General features: G+C 63.2%; 13 protein-coding genes. All 13 read right to left on the reverse strand.

Annotation, left to right across the window (positions count from 1 at the left end; genetic code table 11):
• Positions 1-188: 188 nt before the first annotated feature.
• Positions 189-1,652, reverse strand: coding sequence for a glutamate synthase subunit beta (locus tag P9875_RS00650; protein WP_278317324.1), 1,464 nt, complete (start codon positions 1,650-1,652; stop codon positions 189-191).
• 69 nt (positions 1,653-1,721) lie between these two features.
• A complete protein-coding gene (locus P9875_RS00655) occupies positions 1,722-6,422 on the reverse strand; it encodes a glutamate synthase-related protein (protein WP_278317325.1) in 4,701 nt (1,566 codons plus the stop codon).
• A gap of 194 nt (positions 6,423-6,616) precedes the next feature.
• The gene (locus P9875_RS00660; protein ID WP_278317326.1) at positions 6,617-7,324 is read right to left on the reverse strand and encodes a transposase; all 708 of its coding nucleotides are present in this window, start codon (positions 7,322-7,324) and stop codon (positions 6,617-6,619) included.
• Positions 7,325-7,478: 154 nt separating this feature from the next.
• A complete protein-coding gene (locus P9875_RS00665; RefSeq protein ID WP_034753797.1) occupies positions 7,479-8,159 on the reverse strand; it encodes a response regulator transcription factor in 681 nt (226 codons plus the stop codon).
• A 139-nt stretch (positions 8,160-8,298) separates the two neighbouring features.
• Positions 8,299-9,426 (reverse strand): PAS domain-containing sensor histidine kinase, encoded by a 1,128-nt coding sequence (locus P9875_RS00670; protein WP_278317327.1) that lies wholly within the window; start codon positions 9,424-9,426, stop codon positions 8,299-8,301.
• Between the two features lie 49 nt (positions 9,427-9,475).
• Positions 9,476-12,580, reverse strand: coding sequence for a DEAD/DEAH box helicase (locus tag P9875_RS00675; RefSeq protein ID WP_278317328.1), 3,105 nt, complete (start codon positions 12,578-12,580; stop codon positions 9,476-9,478).
• Positions 12,581-12,789: 209 nt separating this feature from the next.
• On the reverse strand, positions 12,790-13,278 hold the full coding sequence (locus P9875_RS00680) for a YbjN domain-containing protein (protein ID WP_225243878.1): 489 nt from the start codon (positions 13,276-13,278) through the stop codon (positions 12,790-12,792).
• 26 nt (positions 13,279-13,304) lie between these two features.
• Complete coding sequence (locus tag P9875_RS00685; RefSeq protein WP_278317329.1) at positions 13,305-13,988, reverse strand: hypothetical protein; 684 nt, start codon at positions 13,986-13,988, stop codon at positions 13,305-13,307.
• A 9-nt stretch (positions 13,989-13,997) separates the two neighbouring features.
• Positions 13,998-15,734, reverse strand: a complete 1,737-nt coding sequence (locus P9875_RS00690) for a putative porin (RefSeq protein WP_278317330.1) — start codon at positions 15,732-15,734, stop codon at positions 13,998-14,000.
• 36 nt (positions 15,735-15,770) lie between these two features.
• On the reverse strand, positions 15,771-16,487 hold the full coding sequence (locus tag P9875_RS00695; protein WP_235211767.1) for a hypothetical protein: 717 nt from the start codon (positions 16,485-16,487) through the stop codon (positions 15,771-15,773).
• Between the two features lie 10 nt (positions 16,488-16,497).
• Positions 16,498-16,908: an ExbD/TolR family protein gene (locus tag P9875_RS00700; RefSeq protein WP_034753784.1), complete on the reverse strand. Its 411-nt coding sequence runs from the start codon at positions 16,906-16,908 to the stop codon at positions 16,498-16,500.
• 13 nt (positions 16,909-16,921) lie between these two features.
• Positions 16,922-18,703, reverse strand: coding sequence for a DUF2341 domain-containing protein (locus P9875_RS00705; RefSeq protein WP_225243882.1), 1,782 nt, complete (start codon positions 18,701-18,703; stop codon positions 16,922-16,924).
• 56 nt (positions 18,704-18,759) lie between these two features.
• Positions 18,760-20,397: a ShlB/FhaC/HecB family hemolysin secretion/activation protein gene (locus P9875_RS00710; protein WP_278317331.1), complete on the reverse strand. Its 1,638-nt coding sequence runs from the start codon at positions 20,395-20,397 to the stop codon at positions 18,760-18,762.
• Between the last annotated feature and the right edge of the window lie 49 nt (positions 20,398-20,446).

Here is a 20,446-nt window from a genome sequence, read left to right on the forward strand (position 1 = left end):
GGCCCGTAAAGGGGAAGAATACAACACTAATGAATCGAAAGTCAGATATTGTAGTGGAAATTCGGCCGCCACATCGCGTCCCTGTCCGATGACATTCGCAGCTGTTGACTTGACAAGTAAAAATAACAAAGGCCACGTCGCGATCCGCGCCGTGGCCCTGGCAAAAAACGAACAATTGCTCGTTTTTTTTAACGTGGCAGCAAGGATGCGCCCATCAGGAACTCATCGACGGCGCGCGCGCATTGACGCCCTTCGCGGATGGCCCAGACCACCAGCGACTGGCCACGGCGCATGTCGCCGGCCGCAAAGACTTTCGGCACCGAGGTCTGGTAGCAGCCGGCGCCATCCGTTGTCGCCTTGACATTGCCGCGCGCATCCGTATCGACGCCGAACGCTTCCAGCACTTGTTGCACTGGTGAAACAAAACCCATGGCCAGGAAGACCAGGTCCGCCTTCATCTCGAATTCCGAGTTCGGCACTTCGCTCATCTTGCCGTCTTTCCACTCGACTCTGCAGGCGATCAGCTTTTCCACCTTGCCGCCCTTGCCTTCGAAACGCTTGGTGGCCACGGCCCAGTCGCGCTCGCAGCCTTCCTCGTGCGAGGACGAGGTGCGCAGCTTGGTCGGCCAGTATGGCCAGACGAGCGGCTTGTTTTCCTGTTCCGGCGGCTGCGGCATCAGTTCGAACTGGGCCACCGAGGCGGCGCCATGGCGGTTCGAGGTGCCGACGCAGTCGGAACCCGTGTCACCGCCGCCGATCACCACCACGTGCTTGCCCGTGGCCTTGATCTGGTCCTTGAGCTTGTCGCCCGCGTTGACCTTGTTTTGCAGCGGCAGGAAATCCATGGCGAAGTGCACGCCCTTCAGCTCGCGACCCGGCACGGGCAAGTCGCGCGGCTGCTCGGCGCCGCCGGCCATGATGACGGCGTCGAATTCCTTTTCCAGGTCTTCCGGGAAAATGGTTTCCTTGGCCCAGTTATTCACGTGGGCCGGGAAATCCTTGCCCACCAGCACGCTAGTGCGGAACACGACGCCTTCGGCTTCCATCTGTTTCACGCGCAGGTCGATGTGCGACTTTTCCATCTTGAAGTCGGGGATGCCGTAACGCAGCAAACCACCGACCCGGTCGCTCTTTTCAAACACGGTGACGGCATGGCCGGCGCGCGCCAGCTGCTGCGCCGCCGCCAGGCCGGCAGGACCGGAACCGACGATGGCCACTTTCTTGCCGGTGCTGAATCCCGCCGGCTGCGGCGTGACCCAGCCGTGTTCCCAGCCCATGTCGATGATTTTATGTTCGATCGACTTGATGCCAACCGGATCTTCGTGGATGCCCAGGGTGCAGGCCGATTCACATGGCGCCGGGCAGATGCGGCCCGTAAATTCCGGGAAGTTATTGGTCGAATGCAAAATGTCGAGCGCTTCGCGGTAGGCGCCGCGGTACACCAGGTCATTCCAGTCAGGAATGATGTTATTCACGGGGCAACCCGTGGTGCAGAAGGGAATGCCGCAATCCATGCAGCGCGCGCCCTGCACCGTCGCTTGCGCGTCCGACAGGTGCAGCACGAATTCCTTGTAGTTCTTCAGGCGCGCGGCAGGCTCCAGATAGTGTTCGTCCTGGCGCTTGAATTCCATGAAGCCGGTAATTTTACCCACGATAGTTCCTTTGTATTTTTAGCTGGCGGGAGCGGCGCGGCCGCTCCCTTCACATTCATCTCGGCTGGCTCAGGCGGCGACGGCTTGCACTTCCATGGCGGCGTCAGCTGCCATCTCGATCAGCGCGCGCTTGTATTCGTTCGGGAAGACTTTCACGAACTTGCCGCGCGCCGCGGCCCAGTCATCCAGCAGGACACGGGCGCGCGTGCTGCCCGTGTGCTTGAAGTGACGCTCGATCAGGCGCTTGAGGATGACCTCGTCGGCTTCCGGCACGCCGTCGCGGTGCTGGGTATGCCAGGCGTCGCGGTCGAGATGCTGTTCCGCTGCGGACACGACCTTGTCCAGGCTGACCATGGCCGTGTTGCACTTGCTGGCAAAGTCGCCGGCCGGGTCATATACATAGGCGATGCCGCCCGACATGCCGGCCGCGAAGTTGCGTCCCGTGTTGCCCAGCACCACCACCGTGCCGCCCGTCATGTATTCGCAGCCATGGTCGCCCAGGCCCTCGACCACCGTGGTGGCGCCCGAGTTGCGCACGGCAAAGCGTTCACCGGCCACGCCATTGAAGAACGCTTCGCCGGCGATGGCGCCGTACAGCACCGTATTGCCGATGATGATGTTGTCCACGGCCCAGCCGCGGAACTCGGTATTGGGCCGCACGATGATGCGCCCACCCGACAAGCCCTTGCCCACGTAATCGTTGCCTTCACCCACCAGGTCGATCGTGATGCCGTGCGCCAGGAAGGCGCAGGCCGACTGGCCCGCCGTGCCTTGCAATTGAATGTGGATGGTGTCGTCCGGCAAGCCGGCGTGACCGTATTTCTTCGCCACTTCGCCGGACAGCATGGTGCCCACCGTGCGGTTCAGGTTGCGCACGGGCGAGATGAAGGAGACGCGCTCGCCCTTTTCCAGCGCCGCGCGCGCTTGCGCGATCAGCTTGTGATCGAGCGCCTTTTCCAGCGCATGGTCCTGGAATTCCACGTGGCGGCAGGCTTGGCCATCCGGGGTTTCCGGCTTGTAGAAGATGGCCGAGAAGTCCAGGCCTTGCGCCTTCCAGTGCGAAATCGCCTTCGATTTGTCCAGCAAGTCCACACGGCCGATCAGTTCATCATACGTGCGGATGCCCAGCTGTGCCATCAATTGACGGGCTTCTTCGGCAACGAAGAAGAAGTAATTGACGACATACTCGGGTTTGCCCGAGAACTTGGCGCGCAGCACCGGATCTTGCGTGGCCACGCCCACCGGGCACGTGTTCAAATGGCATTTGCGCATCATGATGCAGCCTTCGACCACCAGCGGCGCCGTGGCGAAACCGATCTCGTCGGCGCCCAGCAGGGCGGCGATGACCACGTCGCGGCCCGTCTTCATCTGGCCGTCGGCCTGCACGCGGATACGGCTGCGCAAGCCGTTCAAGACCAAGGTTTGTTGCGTTTCGGCCAGACCCAGCTCCCACGGCGTGCCCGCATGCTTCACGGACGACAATGGCGAGGCGCCCGTGCCGCCGTCATGGCCGGCAACGACCACGTGGTCGGCTTTCGCCTTGGTCACGCCGGCGGCCACCGTGCCGATACCCACTTCCGACACCAGTTTGACGGAAATCGAGGCGCGCGGATTGGCGTTCTTCAAGTCATGGATCAGCTGCGCCAGATCTTCGATGGAATAGATATCGTGGTGCGGCGGCGGCGAAATCAGGCCCACGCCCGGCACGGAAAAGCGCAGGCTGGCGATGTATTCCGACACTTTATGGCCAGGTAACTGGCCGCCTTCGCCCGGTTTGGCGCCCTGCGCCATCTTGATCTGGATCTGGTCGGCCGAGTTCAGGTAGGCGGCCGTGACGCCGAAACGTCCCGACGCCACCTGCTTGATGCGCGAACGCATGGAATCGCCTTCCTGCAGCGGAATATCGACGACGATCTGCTCGGCGCCCACGATGGACGCCATGGTGTCGCCCTGGCGGATCGGGATGCCCTTCAATTCCTGCGTGTAGCGGTTCGGATCTTCGCCGCCCTCGCCCGTGTTCGACTTGCCGCCGATGCGGTTCATGGCCACCGCAAGCGTCGCGTGCGCTTCCGTGCTGATCGAGCCGAGCGACATGGCGCCGGTAGCAAAACGCTTGACGATTTCCTTGGCCGGTTCCACTTCATCGAGCGGGATGGCCTTGGTCGGGTCGAGCTTGAACTCGAACAGGCCGCGCAGGGTCAGGTGGCGACGGCTCTGGTCGTTGATGATTTGCGCATATTCTTTGTAACTGGAGAAATTGTTGCTGCGCGTGGAATGCTGCAGCTTGGCAATCGCGTCCGGCGTCCACATATGGTCTTCGCCGCGCACGCGGAATGCATATTCGCCGCCCGCGTCGAGCTTGTCGGACAGCACGGGATCGTTGCCGAAAGCCAGCGCGTGCAGGCGCAGCGCTTCTTCCGCCACTTCAAACACGCCGATGCCTTCCACGTTCGAGGCCGTGCCCTTGAAGTATTTGTCGACCAGCGACTTGTTCAGGCCGATGGCTTCGAAGATTTGCGCGCCGCAGTACGACATGTAGGTCGAAATGCCCATCTTCGACATGACCTTCATCAAGCCTTTACCCACTGCCTTGGTGTAGTTGTAGATGGCTTTGTCACCCGACAAGTCGCCCGGCAAGCCGTGCGCCATCTCGGCCAGGGTTTCCATGGCCAGGTACGGGTGGACGGCTTCCGCGCCGTAGCCGGCCAGCAAGGCGAAGTGGTGCGTTTCGCGGGCGGAGCCCGTTTCCACGACGAGGCCGGTGGAGGCGCGCAAGCCCTTGCTCACCAAGTGCTGGTGCACGGTCGAGGTGGCCAGCAGCGCAGGGATCGCCACCTGGTCCGCGCAAATGGCGCGGTCCGAGACGATCAGGATGTTGTGGCCGGATTTCACGGCATCGACGGCTTCCGCGCACAGCGAAGCCAGGCAGGCTTCCACGCCTTCCTTGCCCCAGGCCAGCGGGTAGCAGATGTCCAGTTCGTAGGACTTGAACTTGCCGCCCGTGTGGGCGCTGATGTTGCGCAAACGGGCCATGTCGTCAAAGCCCAGCACGGGCTGCGCCACTTCCAGGCGCATCGGCGGGTTGACGTTGTTCGTATCGAGCAAGTTCGGTTTCGGGCCGATGAAGGACACGAGCGACATCACCATCGCTTCGCGGATCGGGTCGATCGGCGGATTCGTCACTTGCGCGAACAACTGCTTGAAGTAGTTATACAGCGGTTTCAACTTGTTCGACATGACGGCCAGCGGCGAGTCATTGCCCATCGAACCTGTCGCCTCTTCGCCGGCCACGGCCATTGGCGCCATGAGGAATTTCAAGTCTTCCTGGGTATAACCGAACGCTTGCTGGCGGTCCAGCAACGATGGCTGCTCTTTTTCGCCTTGCGCGCGGTCCAGCTTGGCTTGACCTTCGGCCATCTTGATCTCGTCGAGCTTGATGCGCACCGAGTTGATCCACGCTTTATACGGCTTGGCGTTGGCGTAGGTGTTTTTCAGTTCCTGGTCGTCGATGATGCGGCCCGCTTCCAGGTCGATCAGGAACATTTTGCCAGGCTGCAAACGCCATTTCTGGATGATTTTCGACTCAGGGATCGGCAGCACGCCCGATTCCGACGCCATCACCACCAGGTCGTCGTCCGTGACGATGTAGCGCGCGGGACGCAAGCCGTTGCGGTCCAGGGTGCCGCCGATGTGGCGGCCATCCGTAAACGCCATGGCGGCAGGGCCATCCCACGGTTCCATCATGGCGGCGTGGTATTCATAGAAGGCGCGGCGGTTGTCATCCATCGTCGTGTGGTTTTCCCACGCTTCCGGAATCATCATCATCATCGCCTGGGCGATCGGATAGCCGGCCATCAGCAGCAGTTCCAGCGCATTGTCGAAGCACGCCGTGTCGGACTGGCCTTCATAGATCAGGGGGAAGAGTTTTTGCAGGTCGTCGCCCAGCACGGCCGACTTCATGACGCCTTCGCGCGCGCGCATCCAGTTGAAGTTGCCTTTGACGGTGTTGATCTCGCCATTGTGCGCGATCAGGCGGTACGGGTGGGCCAGCGGCCACTCCGGGAAAGTATTCGTCGAGAAACGCTGGTGCACGAGGGCCAGGGCCGAGATGCAGCGCGCATCCTGCAAGTCCTTGTAGTACACGCCGACCTGGTCGGCCAGCAGCAAGCCTTTGTAGACGATGGTGCGCGCCGACATCGACGGCACGAAGAATTCCTTGCCGTGCAGCAGTTTCAAGGCCTGGATGGCGTGGCCCGACGATTTGCGGATCACATACAGTTTGCGCTCAAGCGCGTCGGTGACCATGATGTCCGGACCGCGGCCGATGAAGATCTGGCGGATGACGGGCTCTTTGGCGCGCACGGTGGGCGACATCGGCATGTCCGTATCGATGGGCACGTTGCGCCAGCCCAGCACGACTTGTCCCTCGATGCGCACGGCGCGTTCGATTTCCTGTTCGCAAGCGATGCGCGATGCGTGTTCCTTCGGCAGGAAGACCATGCCCACGCCGTATTCGCCAGGCGGCGGCAATTCCACGCCCTGCTTGGCCATTTCTTCGCGGTAGTACTGGTCAGGAATCTGGATTAGGATGCCAGCGCCATCGCCCATCAGCGCATCGGCGCCCACGGCGCCCCGGTGATCGAGGTTTTTCAGAATCAGCAAACCCTGTTCGACGATCGAATGGGTCTTGTTGCCCTTGATATGGGCGACGAAACCGACGCCGCAGGCATCGTGTTCATTGGCTGGGTCGTACAGGCCTTGCGCTTTCATGGGCTTCTCCGCTGCATATGACTATCGAAAAACTAGAGTAGTGCAACGCAACAAAAAACTCAACCAGAACAATTAGGGTCGGAGTCGAATTAAATTCGATTCCGTCGCTCTAAAAATTTAATAGGGACATAGTCGCAGCAATTTCAATAAAAGATAAGAAAGGAACCATTTTTTGTTTTAAATGCGAATGCTTTTCAATTATCGTCTGATTCGGCCACGACTTTGCGGGGACGGCCGCGCTTGGCAGGCAGCACTTGCCGCTGCATTTTCTGCTCCAGCGCCTGCTTGAAAGCGTCCGAACCGAGCGGCCAGCCCTTCAGTACAGCCTGCTCCACGACCTTCACCTGGCTGCTGCCCAGGCCTTGCTCGAACAGGCGCAGGTACGCCGCCTCGCGGTCGAACGGCGTGTTGCCCAGCGCCCAGTACAGCGCGTGGTCGGTGATGACGGGATCGGGTCGCACGCCCGCATGGTGGGCATAGCTGGACCAAGCATGGTCGAGCGCCTGAGCCGCCAGGCCCGTTTGCACGGGCACGCATTCCAGGTAGCGGCAGCAAGTGAGGAAGAAATTGTCGGGGTCGATGATGGACGTTTTGTAGCGTCCCTGCCACAAGGCGCCTTCGCGACCGTATTTCTGGTTGAAATACGGCACGTAATAGCGCCCCAGCCACTGCATCAGCTGGCCCAGGCCCGTCGCATCGCTGGGCGTAGCCAGTAAATGTAGCTGATCAGGCAATAAAACATAGGCGTGAATGGCCACCTTGAACATTTTTGCGCCCGTTTTCAGCCAGGACAAAAACTGCGCGTAGTCGGCGGCGTCCTGGAACACGTTCTGGCGGTTGCTGCCGCGCTGGATCACGTAATGGGGCAGTGCTGGAATGATGAGGCGGGGCAAACGGGCCATGGCAAGCGTCAGTAAAATAGGCTAAGGCCTTGATTTTACACAGTATGCGCGAGTGACGCGACTCTGACCCTGTTTTATTTAAAATGCTGAAAAAAGCGGTTGACTCTGTCCCTTTTATCGCGCCGGCCACTTGCGGACGGCGCAATAGGGACTATCAGGACAGGTTGAAACTGGCCGACAGGCTGTAGCCCTCGCCATACGCGCTGCGCAGCGGCAAATCCTGGCCCAGGCCCGTCTTGGCTTTCTTGCGCAGGCGGTACACGAGCATGTCGACCCGCCGGCCCGCATCGGGATCTTCGCCGCCCATGCCGGCCACGATGACGTCGCGCGGCACGGGGCGGGTGTTGATGGTGAGCAGGTGCAGGAAGTTAAATTCCTTCTCCGTCAGGGCGATCACGGCGCCCATCAGCTCAAGTTGGCGAGCGCTTACTTTCAAGGTCCACTTGCCTGGCTCGGGTACGGGATCTTGCGGACCGACGCGGCGGTCGAGCGCCTCGATGTGGGCAGCCAGTTCGGGGAATTTGATCGGCTTGGTCAGATAGTGGTCGGCACCGAGGCGCAAGCCGAGGATGCGGCTGTCGAAAGCGACACGCCCCGTCAGCACCAGCACGCCGATTTGCGGATACAGCTGGCGCATGCGGGGGATGACGTTGAAACCATCTTCATCAGGCAAGCCCAGGTCCAGTACGACCACGCCGACATTGCCATGACTCAACGCGGTCCACATGCCGCCAGCGGAGCTGGTGATATGGACTTCGTGTTCGAGCTCTACGAGGAACTCCGCCATGTCTTCGGCGTAGTCGAGATTGTCTTCGACGATCAGTATTTTCGTCATTGCAACGCCATTCTTCCGTTAGTGAGCACACCGAGGGCAAAATCATGCCATGCACTTCTACACCATCATGGACGGCACAATAGGTTTACGTCAAGGAATTATCACGGTTGCCTTCAGCGGAAGCAAGGCTTTTCCTTGTCTAGACAGGAAGCGGCAGCCAAATCCGGAAAAGCGCCCCTCCTTCGGGCAGATTATGCCCCTGCAAACTCCCGCCATGCACCTCCACCACGGCGCGCGCCATGTACAGGCCCAGGCCCGCACCGGGATGCGTGGCATCGATTCCACGGAAACTTTTTTCAAACAACTGCGCCAGTTCTTCTTCCCGCAAGCCGGGCCCCGCATCGCGCACGCACAGCGCCACGCCGCCCTCGGGCACCAGCCTGGCCGACAAGGCGATGGCGCTGCCCGGCGGGCTGAACTTGACGGCGTTGTCGAGCAGAATTTTCAGGCACAGGGCCATGCCGGGCACGTCGCAGCGCAGCCTGGCCGGCAAGTCTTCGTCGAGTTCCAGCTGCACCGTGTGGCTGGCCGGCACGGTGGCGACCGCCTGCTGCAGCAAGGCCAGCGGCGCGATGCCGTCGGCGGCCCGCTCGCGGCCGATGGCCGCCATGCGTTCAGGTGACAGGTAGTCGTCGATCATGGACAACAAACGGTCGACGGCCGTCTGGATTTTCACATAGCGCTTGCGCGTGGCCTCGTCCGCTTGCGTGGAAGTCGAGACGAGGCGCTGGATGGCGCCGTCGATGGTGGCCAGCGGCGTGCGAAATTCATGCGACAGCATCGAGGCGAAGCGCTTTTGCTCCTTTTCCCGTTCCGCTTCCTGCGCCTGGGCCGCGCTGACGTCGCGCACCGTGCCCGCCAAGGTCACGCCCCGCCCGGCCGCCGCGGGCACGATGGTCGAGCTGATTTCCAGCGCCAGCAGGCGGCCGTCGGCGTGCGGCAATTCCACTTCGCGCAGCAAGGTCAAGCGGCTGCTATCGCCATCACGCCAGCGCTGCAGCCGGGCCGGCACGTCTTGCGCCAGGCGCGCCGCGTGGCTCTGCAAGGCGGCCAGGTCATGGCCCGTCAGGCGCTGTGCGGCGGGGCTGATGTAGAGCAATTCGAGGCTGGTGGCGTCGAGCAGGAAGGCCGCGTCGCGGCCGTGCTCGGCCAGCAGGCGGAACTGCGTCTCGCCCGCCCGCGCGCGCAGCAGGGCGCGGCGCAGCTGGACGAAACGCAGCGCCATGAGAATGACGCCGGCAAGCAGCAGAAGGAGAAAGGGCAGCATGCGGTATACCTGGCAGGAAAGAAGCGCCAAGTATAAGCGTGCGGCGGCGTTAATCTTCCAGCGGGGCGAAAATCTGCTGCAAGTCTTCCTGCGTGAGGGCCATCTTTTGCGACTCGCCTTCGGCCAGGATCGATTGCGCCAGTTCCGATTTCTTTTGCTGCAGCAGCTGGATTTTTTCTTCCAGCGTGCCCTTGGCAATCAATTTGTAGACGAACACGGGCTTGTCCTGGCCGATGCGCCAGGCGCGGTCCGTGGCCTGGTTTTCCGCCGCCGGATTCCACCACGGGTCGTAGTGGATGACCGTGTCGGCCGCCGTCAGGTTCAGGCCCACGCCGCCCGCTTTCAGGCTGATCAGGAAAATCGGCACGGCGCCCTGCTGGAAGGCCGCCACTTGCGCGCCCCGGTCTTTCGTTTCGCCCGTCAGCAAGGCGTAGGGAATGTCGCGCGACTCGAGTTCTTCCTCGATCAATTCCAGCATGCTGGTAAATTGCGAGAAGACGAGGATTTTGCGCCCTTCGTCGAGCAAGTCTTCCACCATCTGCATCAGGTCGAGCAGCTTGGCCGAACCGGCCGACTGCTTCTTCGCCGGCAAGGATTTCACCAGGCGGGGGTCGCAACACACTTGCCGCAGTTTCAGCAACGCTTCAAGGATGACGATCTGGCTGCGCGCCACGCCCTTCTTGTCGATTTCTTCGCGTACTTTTTGATCCATCGCAAGACGCACGGTTTCATACAGGTCGCGCTGCGGCCCCGTCAATTCCACCTTGCGCACCATTTCCGTCTTCGGCGGCAGCTCTTTGGCCACATTGTCTTTCGTGCGGCGCAGCAGGAAGGGCTTGATGCGGCGATTCAGCAGCATGCGGCGCAGCGGATCGTCCTGGCGCTCGATCGGATGGCGGAACTGAGTGTTGAAGGTCTTCTCGTCGCCCAGCAAGCCCGGCAGCAGGAAGTGGAATTGCGACCAGAGCTCGCCCAGGTGGTTTTCCAGCGGCGTGCCGGACAAACACAGGCGGTGGCGCGCGCGCAGCAGGCCCGCGCTTTGCGCCGCCTTGCTGCGCGTATTCTTGATGTAATGCGATTCGTCGAGGATAACCAGGTGGAAATCGTGCTCGCGCAAGGTTTCTTCATCGCGCGGCAACAGGGCGTAGGTGGTTAGCACCAGGTCGCATTGGTCGATCTGGTCGAATTGCTGGGCGCGGTCCTTGCCTTGCAACAGCAACACCTTCAGGCTGGGCGCAAATTTTGCCGCCTCGTCCTGCCAGTTGCCCATCAAACTTGTTGGTGCAATCACCAGGGCCGGATGCGTCAAACGGCCCGCTTCCTTTTCCACCAGGATATGCGCCAGCGTTTGCACGGTTTTACCAAGGCCCATGTCATCGGCCAGGATGCCCGCCAGGTCATGGTCGCGCAGGAATTGCATCCACGCCAGGCCGTCGGCCTGGTAATCGCGCAAGGTGGCCTGCAAGCCGGCTGGGGCCGCCACTTTTTGCACGGAGCCGAACTGGCTCAGCTTGCGGCCCATGGCGCGCAACTGCTCGCCGCCCGTCCACTGCAGCTCCAGGCCGCGCGCCAGCTCTTCCAGGCGCGCCGCGTCCAGGGTCGACATGCGCACCGCATGTTTGATCTTGTCGCTGAAATACAGTTCCCCCAGCGTGTTCAGGATGGGGCGCACACGGCCCCACGGCAGGGCCACGCGCGTGCCGTCCGGCAAGGTCGCCAGCATCTGGTCATCGTCGGCATGCGCGTCGATGACTTTCGGGTTGAAATCGTTGGGCGCGTTGCGGATCAGCTGCACCAGCACGGGCAGCAGCGGCACTCTTTCGTGATTGACGACGATGCCCAGTTCCAGCTCGAACCAGGCGTTGCCGCTGTCCGGGTCCTGGTCGTCGATGTCCGCGTACCAGTCGCCCACGTCGCTCACGTCGTAGCGGTACTTGGCCGTTTTTTCCACGATCCAGCCCTGCTCCAGCAAGGCGTCGATGCCGGATTCGGCAAAACGCAGCCATTCCGCCTGGGACGGCAGTTGCAAGGCGCCCTTCAAGCCGCTCAAGGGAGCCGAACCCGGCTTCTTGAACTGCAGCTCGGCCAGGGTGGCCAGCGCGCGCGCTTCGTCGACCGTGTTTCTCTGGATGATTTCCGTCACCTCGCCCACTTGCCGCACCACGCGCTGCGACGGGTCGAACGCGACGCGCTCGCCATCGTAGTCGTAGGACAGCACGGCGAAGTCGCTCCAGCGCTGCGCGCTGCCATCGGCCAGCATGGCGCTATCGAGCAGCAAGACCGGTTGCGCCGGCACGTCCTTGCGCAAGCGCTGCGGCAACGGCTGCGGCAGCGGCATCAAATGCTGCAACCCCTGCGCCAGCAGCAGTTGCGACACGCGCACCTTGTCGTTCGCATTGAGCGGCGGCGCCTGCGCCACCAGCGCCTGCAAATCGGCCAGGGAAATATCGGAGCCGCCCTGGTTCAGTTCCAGCACGCCGCACGACAGATTGTCGATGTACCACGGCGGATCGGTGGGCAGCATGTAGTCGATCTGGTCGGCGCCATGGTGCTTCGCGCCTTCCGGCGGGTCCACTTGCCAGCCCAGGCGCATGGTCTTGCCTTCGTCGCGCCAGAACAGGCGGGCGGGACGCACGGGACCTTCCTTCAACGGGTACACGAGGCCATTGCCGACGTCGGCCCAGGAATTGGCCCACAACAGTTTATCTTGCTCGGCCAGCATTTTCAGCAGGGCCGCGCCCACCTTGCCCTTCGGCTCCGTGGCGCTGCCCGTCTGCGAATTCTGTCCGCTGCGCATGGCCACGAAGAAACGCACGAGGTCTTCGTCGGCCGGTGTCAGGAATGTGGGGGGCGCCGACAGCAGCGAAAAGATTTCGCTGATGGGGGACGCCGCCGCCACGTCGCCATTCGGGCGCAGCCGCGCCTTGTACAGGCACAGGGCCACATGGCGGCCACCGCTGGTGGGCGCCAGCACGTAGATCAATCGATGCGCGTTGAGTTTGGGGTCCGGCTCGGCAATCGTCAGCACGGCTTTCGGATGGGCGGCAGCCTCCACCCGCTGCAGCCAGGTGGCGACGGCATACGGCAAAGGCGCTCCCGGCGCGCTGGCCGGGGCAACTGGGGTTTCACTGGTTTCGTCGCGGGTAAAATCCATGGGGCGCATATTTGTGTAAAGGTCGTATCCAAATCGGCAACAGGCAATATTATCCGCCATACGGCCGTTGCTGGCTTGATTCACACACGCTCTTTGAGCAGTTTTAATGCGCGATGCCTAAAAAATAAGTATTTAATGCGACACTTGGGACCCGCAGACGGCAAAAATGGCCCGTCATGGGCCTTTTTTCACCGCCATTGGCCCGCTTATCAGGCAGGCACAGTTTCTTCTTCCGCCACGCTGGCGGCTTCGACTACCGGTGCGGTGCTCGTATCGGCTGGCGTAAAGTTGCGCAAAAACAAGAAGAACTGGCCCATCATCTGCGTCCACAGTTGCAGATTGATATTCAGGTACTCGCGGCTGACGCCACCGGCGACCAGCACATCCATTTCCAGCACGACGAAATCGCCATGCTGGGCCACGCGGGCAAAACGCTTGCTGCGGTGCCATTCGGCCAGCAAGCCGGCCGGCAAGTCGCCGCCCTGCACGCGCAGCGGGCAGCTCAGGGTCAGATCCGCGTACTGGCCAGGCGCTGCTTCATTGCCCCACAGCACTTGGAAGCCGATGCCATGGCTGGCGCTGTGCAGACGCACGACGCCGTCGTGTTCGATGCTGGTCACGGCGCAGCCGGCCGCCTTGATGGCGTCGGCCGTTTGTTCCGCGTTCAGGGTGCTCAGCAAATTGTTGGTATTTTCCATCGTCATTCCATTCATTTCAAAAAAAATTATTGGGGGGCCGGCGTGGACGCGGCCGGTGTTTCTGTTTGACGCGCATTAAAGCGGCCCTGGTACAGCTGATCGCCGTACTGCTGCGCGATTTGCTCGAGTTTTACCCGGCTTTGCGCGGCGAACGGCTGGCGCGCCTTCATCACGTCCAGCACGTCGAGCCCTTCATACGCTTGCAGAATGTCCTGCCCGGCCGCATACAGCTGGGCATTCTTGCTTTCGCAGCGCGCCAGGGCGCCCCGCTGGGACGTCACTTCGCCGTCGAGGCGCGCACGCTCCGCTTCCAGCTGCTTGCCCGTGGCGGCCAGCCGTTCGCTGGCCTGGCGGTACTGCGCCAGGCTGGCCGTTGCCTCTTGCGCGGCGGCGGCGCCGCGCTGTTGCTCGGCTGCCAGTTTTTCCCGCTGCGCGCGCTCCTGCGCCAGCTGCGACTGGCTGCGCGCCAGCTCCTTTTTCAAGCCGTCGCTGGCGGGCGCGGCGGCAGCGGGCGCCGCCTTGGCGACAGGTACGCCCTTGGCTTTGAGCAATTCCAGCTCGCCGCGCGTCTGCTGCAGTTGCGCCGTCACGTTGCGCAACTCGGCCCGCAAGCGCTCTTCCATGCTTTGCCCCTTCTGCGCCTGGGCCATGCCGGCGGCCAGCAAGCTCAGCAGCAGCAAAGGCAGGCGCATTTTCTTGGATATCAACATCGTGGCTCCTTAGAAACGCGCGTTCAATTCGATTTGCAAGGTGTCGATCGACAGCGCCGAACCGAACACTTCGCGGCTCGACGTCCAGCGGCCGTTCAGCCACGTGTTCTTGTCGAGCGCATACGCGCCGCCCAGGTAGTAGCCGCGCGCATTCGTGCCGCCCAGGTGGAAGGTGGAATCGTTGTAGGCGTCAGGCAAGGCGTCCGGTTCGATGCGCTTGTAGCCCAGTAAAACGTTCCAGTCGCCGCGCGCGGCCGGGCTGGCCTTGCCCAGGGTTGCCTGCAGCATGTAGGCATTGCCGCCGCTCTTGAAATCGGCTTGCGAGACGCCGCCCGTGCCGCCGAAGTTGTTCATGATGCCGCCCTTGGCGCGCGCCCACATGGCGTTCTTGTCATACGCCATGTTGCGCACATAATCGCCTTCGATGCGCAAGTCCGTGCCGCCCGCCACCTTGCTATCCCAGCGCGCATTCAGGTTGGCCAGGCGGAATTTCGAGGCCAGGCCCACGAATTGCGGCTGCGGCGTATTGGCCGGGTCCAGCGGGTTCAGGGCGATATTGCGCAATAACATCAAGCTATTGCCTTTTTGCATGCTCGATGGACGCGACCAGTCCGTGTTGCAGCCATCGGCGCCCGCGTACAGCGCGCACGGCTGCGAATACTCGCCGCTGATGTTGCGGAAGTTGTAGTAGGCCAAGGCGCCGCGCAATTGATGGTCGCTATTGATTTTCCACGAGGCGCCCACTTGCGCACCGAGCAGCCACTTGTTTTCGCTGGACATTTTTGCCTGGCTGCGGCTAGGCGCATTGTCGGACGAATACTCGAGCGGAATCAGGCCCAGGGTACCGAAGACGGTAACGTCCTTGCTGTCGCCGAGCGGTTGCTGCACCTTGGCGGCGATGCCGTCGAAATTGAGTTCGCTGGAGAACAGTTCGTCGCCAGACACGAACGGGTTATCGAAGCGGCCCGCCGTCAGTTTCAGCCAAGAAGCGGGCTGGTACGACAGCCAGGCCTGGTCCAGCCAGATGTTTTTCTTGCCCAGGCCGCCACCGAGGGTTTGCGTGGTGGACACGGGGCTGTCGTCATTGCCGCTGGCCAGGCGAATGCCTGCTTGCGTGGTGTCGGAAATGTCGGCCAGGATGCCCAGGCGGGCGCGCGCGCGCAGCAAATGCTTGCGGTCTTCGCGCGTGTTGAGCAACGCCGGCAGGGCCAGGTTGGTGTTCGAATTGACATCGTAGCCGCTGCCGCTGTTGAGCGAGCGCCAGTCGATCTCGATATTGCTGTTGGCCATGTCGTAGTAGCGCGATTCGTAGCGCGCGCGCACGTCGCCTTCCAGGCGGATGCGCTTGGTCCAGGCTGGCGTTTCATTCGGCGCCGCCCAGCCGCCCGCTTTTGCTTCGGCCATGACCTGGCCCTTGATCTCGTCGCGGATCTGCTCGCGCACGGTTTGCGAAATATACGGCACGCGCACGTCGCCCGGCTGTACCTGCGCCAGGGCGGCCGGCGCGGCGGCCGGACGGGCTTGCGCTGCGGCCAGCGCTTCGCTCTGCGCCTGCGCCAGCAGCGCCTCGCCGGCATCCTTGTTCAGGGCGCCGCTCTGGATCAGGCCGCGGATCAGTTTGACCATGGTGATGTCGGCAGGTGCCGTCTGCGCTTGTACCGCGCCTGCCGCCACGCTCAGGGCCAGGGCAGCGAGCGCCAGCGGAAGGCGGCGCAGGTGCTGTGAGGGAGAAAATAAGGAATTCATCGCTTCTTTCGGTAAATGAGGAATTGGTTCATGCGCTTACGGGCGCCGACCTTTAATGGAAACGCGGGCCGGGAAACGCAGGGACGCCGGTGGCCGCTCATCGGCGCGGAAATCGCGCACCATGGCCAGCACTTGCTCATCCGTCTGCGCATTGCCCGTGCCTTGCACAAGGTGGACCTTCAACGTCCGGCCTTCCGCATCGAGCCACAGGTCGACGCGGATGTCGGCAAACGCCAGCTGGCGCGTGCGCGGGTCGCGGGCAAAGGCCAGTTGCAGCGCGTTGGCGACATAGCGGCCATACGATCCCGCGCCGAGGCCGCCGCCACCGCCGCCGCCCGTCATGCCGCCTCCGCGTCCGGCCTGGATGCCGAAGGCGTCGCTGCCAGCCTGCGCCGCGCCGTCGATGGTGACGGGGTCGCCCTTGTCCGGCGACGGGCTTTCCGGCGCGTCATCCATGGGTTTGTCGGCCGGCGTCGGTTCCGGCTCCGACACTTCCGGCACCACCTTGTCCGGCGTCGGCTCCGGCAGTTTTTCCGGTTCCGGCGGCGGTGGCGGCGGAGGGGGCAGCATCAGCATGGGCGGGGCCGCCACTTCGCGCTTGGTGGCGGCCGTGTCGGACAGCAAATACCAGACCAGCGCGGCCAGCGCGCCGGCCAGCAGCACGCCGCCGGCCACGCCGCCCCAGCGGCGCCACCACTGCGCCGCGCCCGACGCTTCCGGGGCGGCCATCTTCATCATGTCGTCACGCTTCACCTTGCGCTCCTCATGCCGGCTTGCCGGTCACCAGACCCACCTGGTTCAGGTCTATGCGGCGCAGCAAGTCCAGCACTTCGACCACTTTCGCGTATTGCACGGCAGCATCGCCACGCACGATCACGGGGAAGTCGGGCGTCAGCGCCTTTTCCGTGCGCAAGCGCTCTTCCAGCTCGGGCAAGGTGACGGGATAGGCGTCGAGGAAGACCTGGCCCGCGTTGTCGATGGTGATGGCCTTGGTCTTCGGTTTTTCCAGCGCCATGGCCGAACTGGCCTTGGGCAGGTCGACCTTGATGCCGGGAATGCTGGCGTTGCTGGTCAGAATAAAAATCACCAGCACCACCAGCAGCACGTCGACGAAGGGCGTGATGTTGATGCCGCCGCTACGCTTGCGGGGGGTAAACTTGGCGGAGGTGGCCATGGTTATGCGCCCCTCACGCCTGTTGCAGCACGGGACGCATCTGGCGTCCGTCGCCCTGCTCTTCAGCCAAGCGCGTGGCGAATTCGTCGACGAAGACGGCCATATCGGCGACGATGGCGTCTGAACGCGAGGACAGCCAGTTGTAGCCGAACAGCGCGGGAATCGCCACGCCCAGGCCGGCAGCCGTACACAGCAATGCTGCCGCCATGCCCGGCGCCACCGAGTTGATGTCCACGGCGCCGGCCATGGCCGCCACGACGAACACCAGCATGATGCCGATCACGGTGCCGAACAGGCCGACGTACGGCGCGCCTTCGATGGTGGTCGACAGCCAGATCATGCGTTTCGACATGCGCTCGCTTTCGCGCACCATCACGCCATCCATGGCGGCGCGGATGGCGCCGATGGTCGCGTTCGAGACGGCATTCAAGTCGTAGCCGCGGTCGTGGCGGCGGCGCATCTCGTCGATGGCCACGTCATACAGGCGCCACAGCGAGGAATCCGTCTTCACGGAAGCGCTCAGCTTGCCGTTGCGCGCCAGGTGGTCCAGCGGCGCGCCGGCCGCTTCGTGGAACGACTGCATGAATTGCGCATTGGCGCGCGAGATGGCGCCATAGCTGCGGCCTTTGCCGATCATGATGATCCACGACAAGACCATCATCAGGCCCAGCACGCCGACGACAATCCAGGCGTCGAGCGGCATGGCGGCGATGATGAAGCCGAAATGGCTTTTGCCCGCCTGCTGTTCATCGGCGCCAAACACGGCCAGGCGCGATTCGGAACCTTGCGAGACGGCATCGGCCAGCAGCAGGGCGTCGGCGCGGGCCGTGCGCGACAGGCGCAGCTCGTCAATGGCGCCCGTGAAGTTGTTCAGCGTGGAAGTACCGGCAGCGACCGGCGGCGCATCGGCGCCCACCGAAGCGGCTGTGCTGAAGGCTGGCAGCGCGGTGGCCAGCGAGACGGCTGGACGGCCGCCCACGTACAGGGCCACGTTGTTCTTGTCGGCCTTGACAGCCAGGTGCGACCATTGCGCGGCCTGGATCGGTTGGCCGGGCTTGCTGCGCTGGCCATTCACCTGCACGAAAGGCACACCCTGGTCGACACCGATCAGCAATTCACTGGCGCCATCGCGGCGCGCATACAGCACTTGCTGGGGGCCCAGGTTGTCGGGACGCACCCAGGCGGAAAAGGTGAACGGCGCGCCGGCGGCCAGCGCCAGCGAAGGCGAGGCAGGCAGCATCAGCGGTGCGGTACCCAGGCGGGCGCCGGCGCCGATGACGGAACCGTCGAGCGCCGGCACGGCCGTCTGGGCGTGGTTGCCGTAGGCAGTGCTGTCGCGCGAAGGCACGCCAGGCTCGGTGAAGTGGTACACGAGGCTGTAATCGGGGTCGAACGTGCGCTGGCCATTGCCGGAAGCGGGCGCCTTCGGATTACCGTAGTACATCCACAGCTGCTGCGGCGTGCCCGCCGTCAGGGCCGGCACATCGACCCAGATCAGGGCGATGCCCAAGAGCGGGTTGAACTGTTCGATCTGGTGGTTCAGCACCGTTTTATCGTCGCCCGCCACGAAGCGCAGGTCGGCGCCGTTGTCGCTGACGCCTTCGAAGTTGAAGTTACCCGAATGCAAACGCAGCAGCACGGGAATGCGGCCGGGATCGCCGCCCACGGCGCCCGCCTTCGGACCCGCGTCGACGGTGACGGGTTTGCGGTAAGCCCAGTCGGGCTGCCACCAGGCATGCGCCAGGCCGGGAACGAGCGTGCCCAGGATCGTGAGCAAAAAAAGAAAACGTTGCATGACAGTGATTCTCCGAAGAAAAGTCTAAAAAAGTGCAGTGCTGGTGAGCTGGCCCGTCAGTAGCTGGCCGACAGGTTGAAATTGATGCGGCGCACGTGTTTGTGCGTGCGCGGGCCATCGCGCAGCGGGTAAGCAAAATCGATGCGGCCATTCAGGTAGCGCAGGAACTGGAAGCTGCTGCCCACGCCCACCGAGGCCAGGCCGAACAGGTCTTTCTGTTCCACCATCGGATCGCGCAGGCGCAGGCGCGCGCCATCGGCAAAGGCAAACAAACGCCAGTTTTCCAGGCGGCTGAAATACGTCAGCTGGGGCGTGCGCCATTCGACCGTGCCCGATACGCCGTAGTCGCCCGTCGCTTCGGCCGACAGGTAGCCGCGCACGGAATTGGCGCCGCCGGCGGCCATCTGTTCGCCCGACACGAGCGCCGCATCGGCCAGCTGGCCCGACATGCGCCCATGCAGCTGTGCGCCGCTGCCCAGGGTAGTGGTGGCGTTGGCGTCGCCCTTCAGGACGAGGAAGCTGGGTGTAGCCTTGTAGCGCTTGTTATCGTAGGCTGCGCTGTTGCTGCCATAGCCGAACGCGGCGCGCGTACCGGCCACCAGCGACAGGCCCAGGCCATACGTCGCCGCGTCCGTCTGCGCAAAACCGTTGTAGGCCACGCTGAGCGGCACATATTTCAAGGGGATGCTCGAGCCGGCGCCATTCAGCTGCAGCGCTTCCTGGTTATCCTTGAAATCGATGCCGGCGCTAAAGCTGTGCCACCAGATGCCGCTGTTGGGCACCGTGTAGTTGACTTTCATGCCCAGCGCGTGGCCCTTGCCCAGCACGCTGGTGCCGCCCGTGCTGGCCACGTTGCTGTTCGACTGGTAGCCCGTCGCTTCCAGACTCCAGCCCTGCGTGCCGATGGGCGCCACGTACGAGGCGGACCACACCTTGGTCTGGTTCAGGTCGCCCGGCGTGCCGAAAAAGCTGATGGTGGCGCTATGCCCCATCTGCCACAGATTGTCGTGGCCGACCGAGACGCTGCTGCGCAGTTTCTTGGTATCGGCGCTGTAATCATTGTTCAAGCCGACACTGGCGCGCCACGGGCTGCTGTCCTCGACTTTCAAGTCCACGTCCATGGTACCGGGCAGGCTGCCCTGCTTGACCAAGGGCATCACCTGGCGCTTGGGACCGCGGTTCAGGGCCGTCAGTTCCACCTGCGCCTGGGTAAAGTCGGGCACTTTGCCCTCCGTCAGGGCCGGCACTTGCTGGCGCACGTCGAGCGGCGAGTTGTATTGCGCACCGACCACGCGCAAGCGTCCCACCTTCGTTTCGCTCACCTGCAGCACCACCACGCCCTGCTCCACCTGCTGCTCCGGCAAGTCCACGTAGACGGACTGGTAGCCGCGGGCTTGATATGCCGCAACGAGGGCGTCGCGCGCCCCTTCCACGTCCTTCAGGGTGCGGCCCGGTCCCAGGAAGGGCGTGACCGCCTCTTCGATGGCGCGCGCATCGAGCACGGTATTGCCGCGCACCAGGTATTCCTCGATCGTCACCTGCCGTTCCGGCGCGGCCACGGGAGCGGCTGCCGGCACCGCGTCCTGCGCGCGCGCCATGCCGGGCAGCGCCAGCATGGCCAGGCACAGCATCGTCAAGGCGGTCGCGGGTGCCGCGGGTGCTGCCCCCTTGCCCTGTTTTTTCATCTCACGCATCTTCCATTCACCTTAAAATCAAACGGTTGCCCTGTGTTGCGGCGCTGGG

The organism is Janthinobacterium rivuli (assembly GCF_029690045.1).
In the GTDB taxonomy this organism is placed as follows: Bacteria; Pseudomonadota; Gammaproteobacteria; order Burkholderiales; family Burkholderiaceae_D; genus Janthinobacterium; species Janthinobacterium rivuli.

Coding starts and splice junctions, on each gene's coding strand:
- P9875_RS00700 (WP_034753784.1), bottom strand. CDS start 16,908: ATGGCCACCTCCGCCAAGTTTACCCCCCGCAAGCGTAGCGGCGGCATC.
- P9875_RS00685 (WP_278317329.1), bottom strand. CDS start 13,988: ATGTTGATATCCAAGAAAATGCGCCTGCCTTTGCTGCTGCTGAGCTTG.
- P9875_RS00670 (WP_278317327.1), bottom strand. CDS start 9,426: ATGCTGCCCTTTCTCCTTCTGCTGCTTGCCGGCGTCATTCTCATGGCG.
- P9875_RS00705 (WP_225243882.1), bottom strand. CDS start 18,703: ATGCAACGTTTTCTTTTTTTGCTCACGATCCTGGGCACGCTCGTTCCC.
- P9875_RS00655 (WP_278317325.1), bottom strand. CDS start 6,422: ATGAAAGCGCAAGGCCTGTACGACCCAGCCAATGAACACGATGCCTGC.
- P9875_RS00665 (WP_034753797.1), bottom strand. CDS start 8,159: ATGACGAAAATACTGATCGTCGAAGACAATCTCGACTACGCCGAAGAC.
- P9875_RS00660 (WP_278317326.1), bottom strand. CDS start 7,324: ATGGCCCGTTTGCCCCGCCTCATCATTCCAGCACTGCCCCATTACGTG.
- P9875_RS00675 (WP_278317328.1), bottom strand. CDS start 12,580: ATGGATTTTACCCGCGACGAAACCAGTGAAACCCCAGTTGCCCCGGCC.
- P9875_RS00680 (WP_225243878.1), bottom strand. CDS start 13,278: ATGGAAAATACCAACAATTTGCTGAGCACCCTGAACGCGGAACAAACG.
- P9875_RS00690 (WP_278317330.1), bottom strand. CDS start 15,734: ATGAATTCCTTATTTTCTCCCTCACAGCACCTGCGCCGCCTTCCGCTG.
- P9875_RS00710 (WP_278317331.1), bottom strand. CDS start 20,397: ATGCGTGAGATGAAAAAACAGGGCAAGGGGGCAGCACCCGCGGCACCC.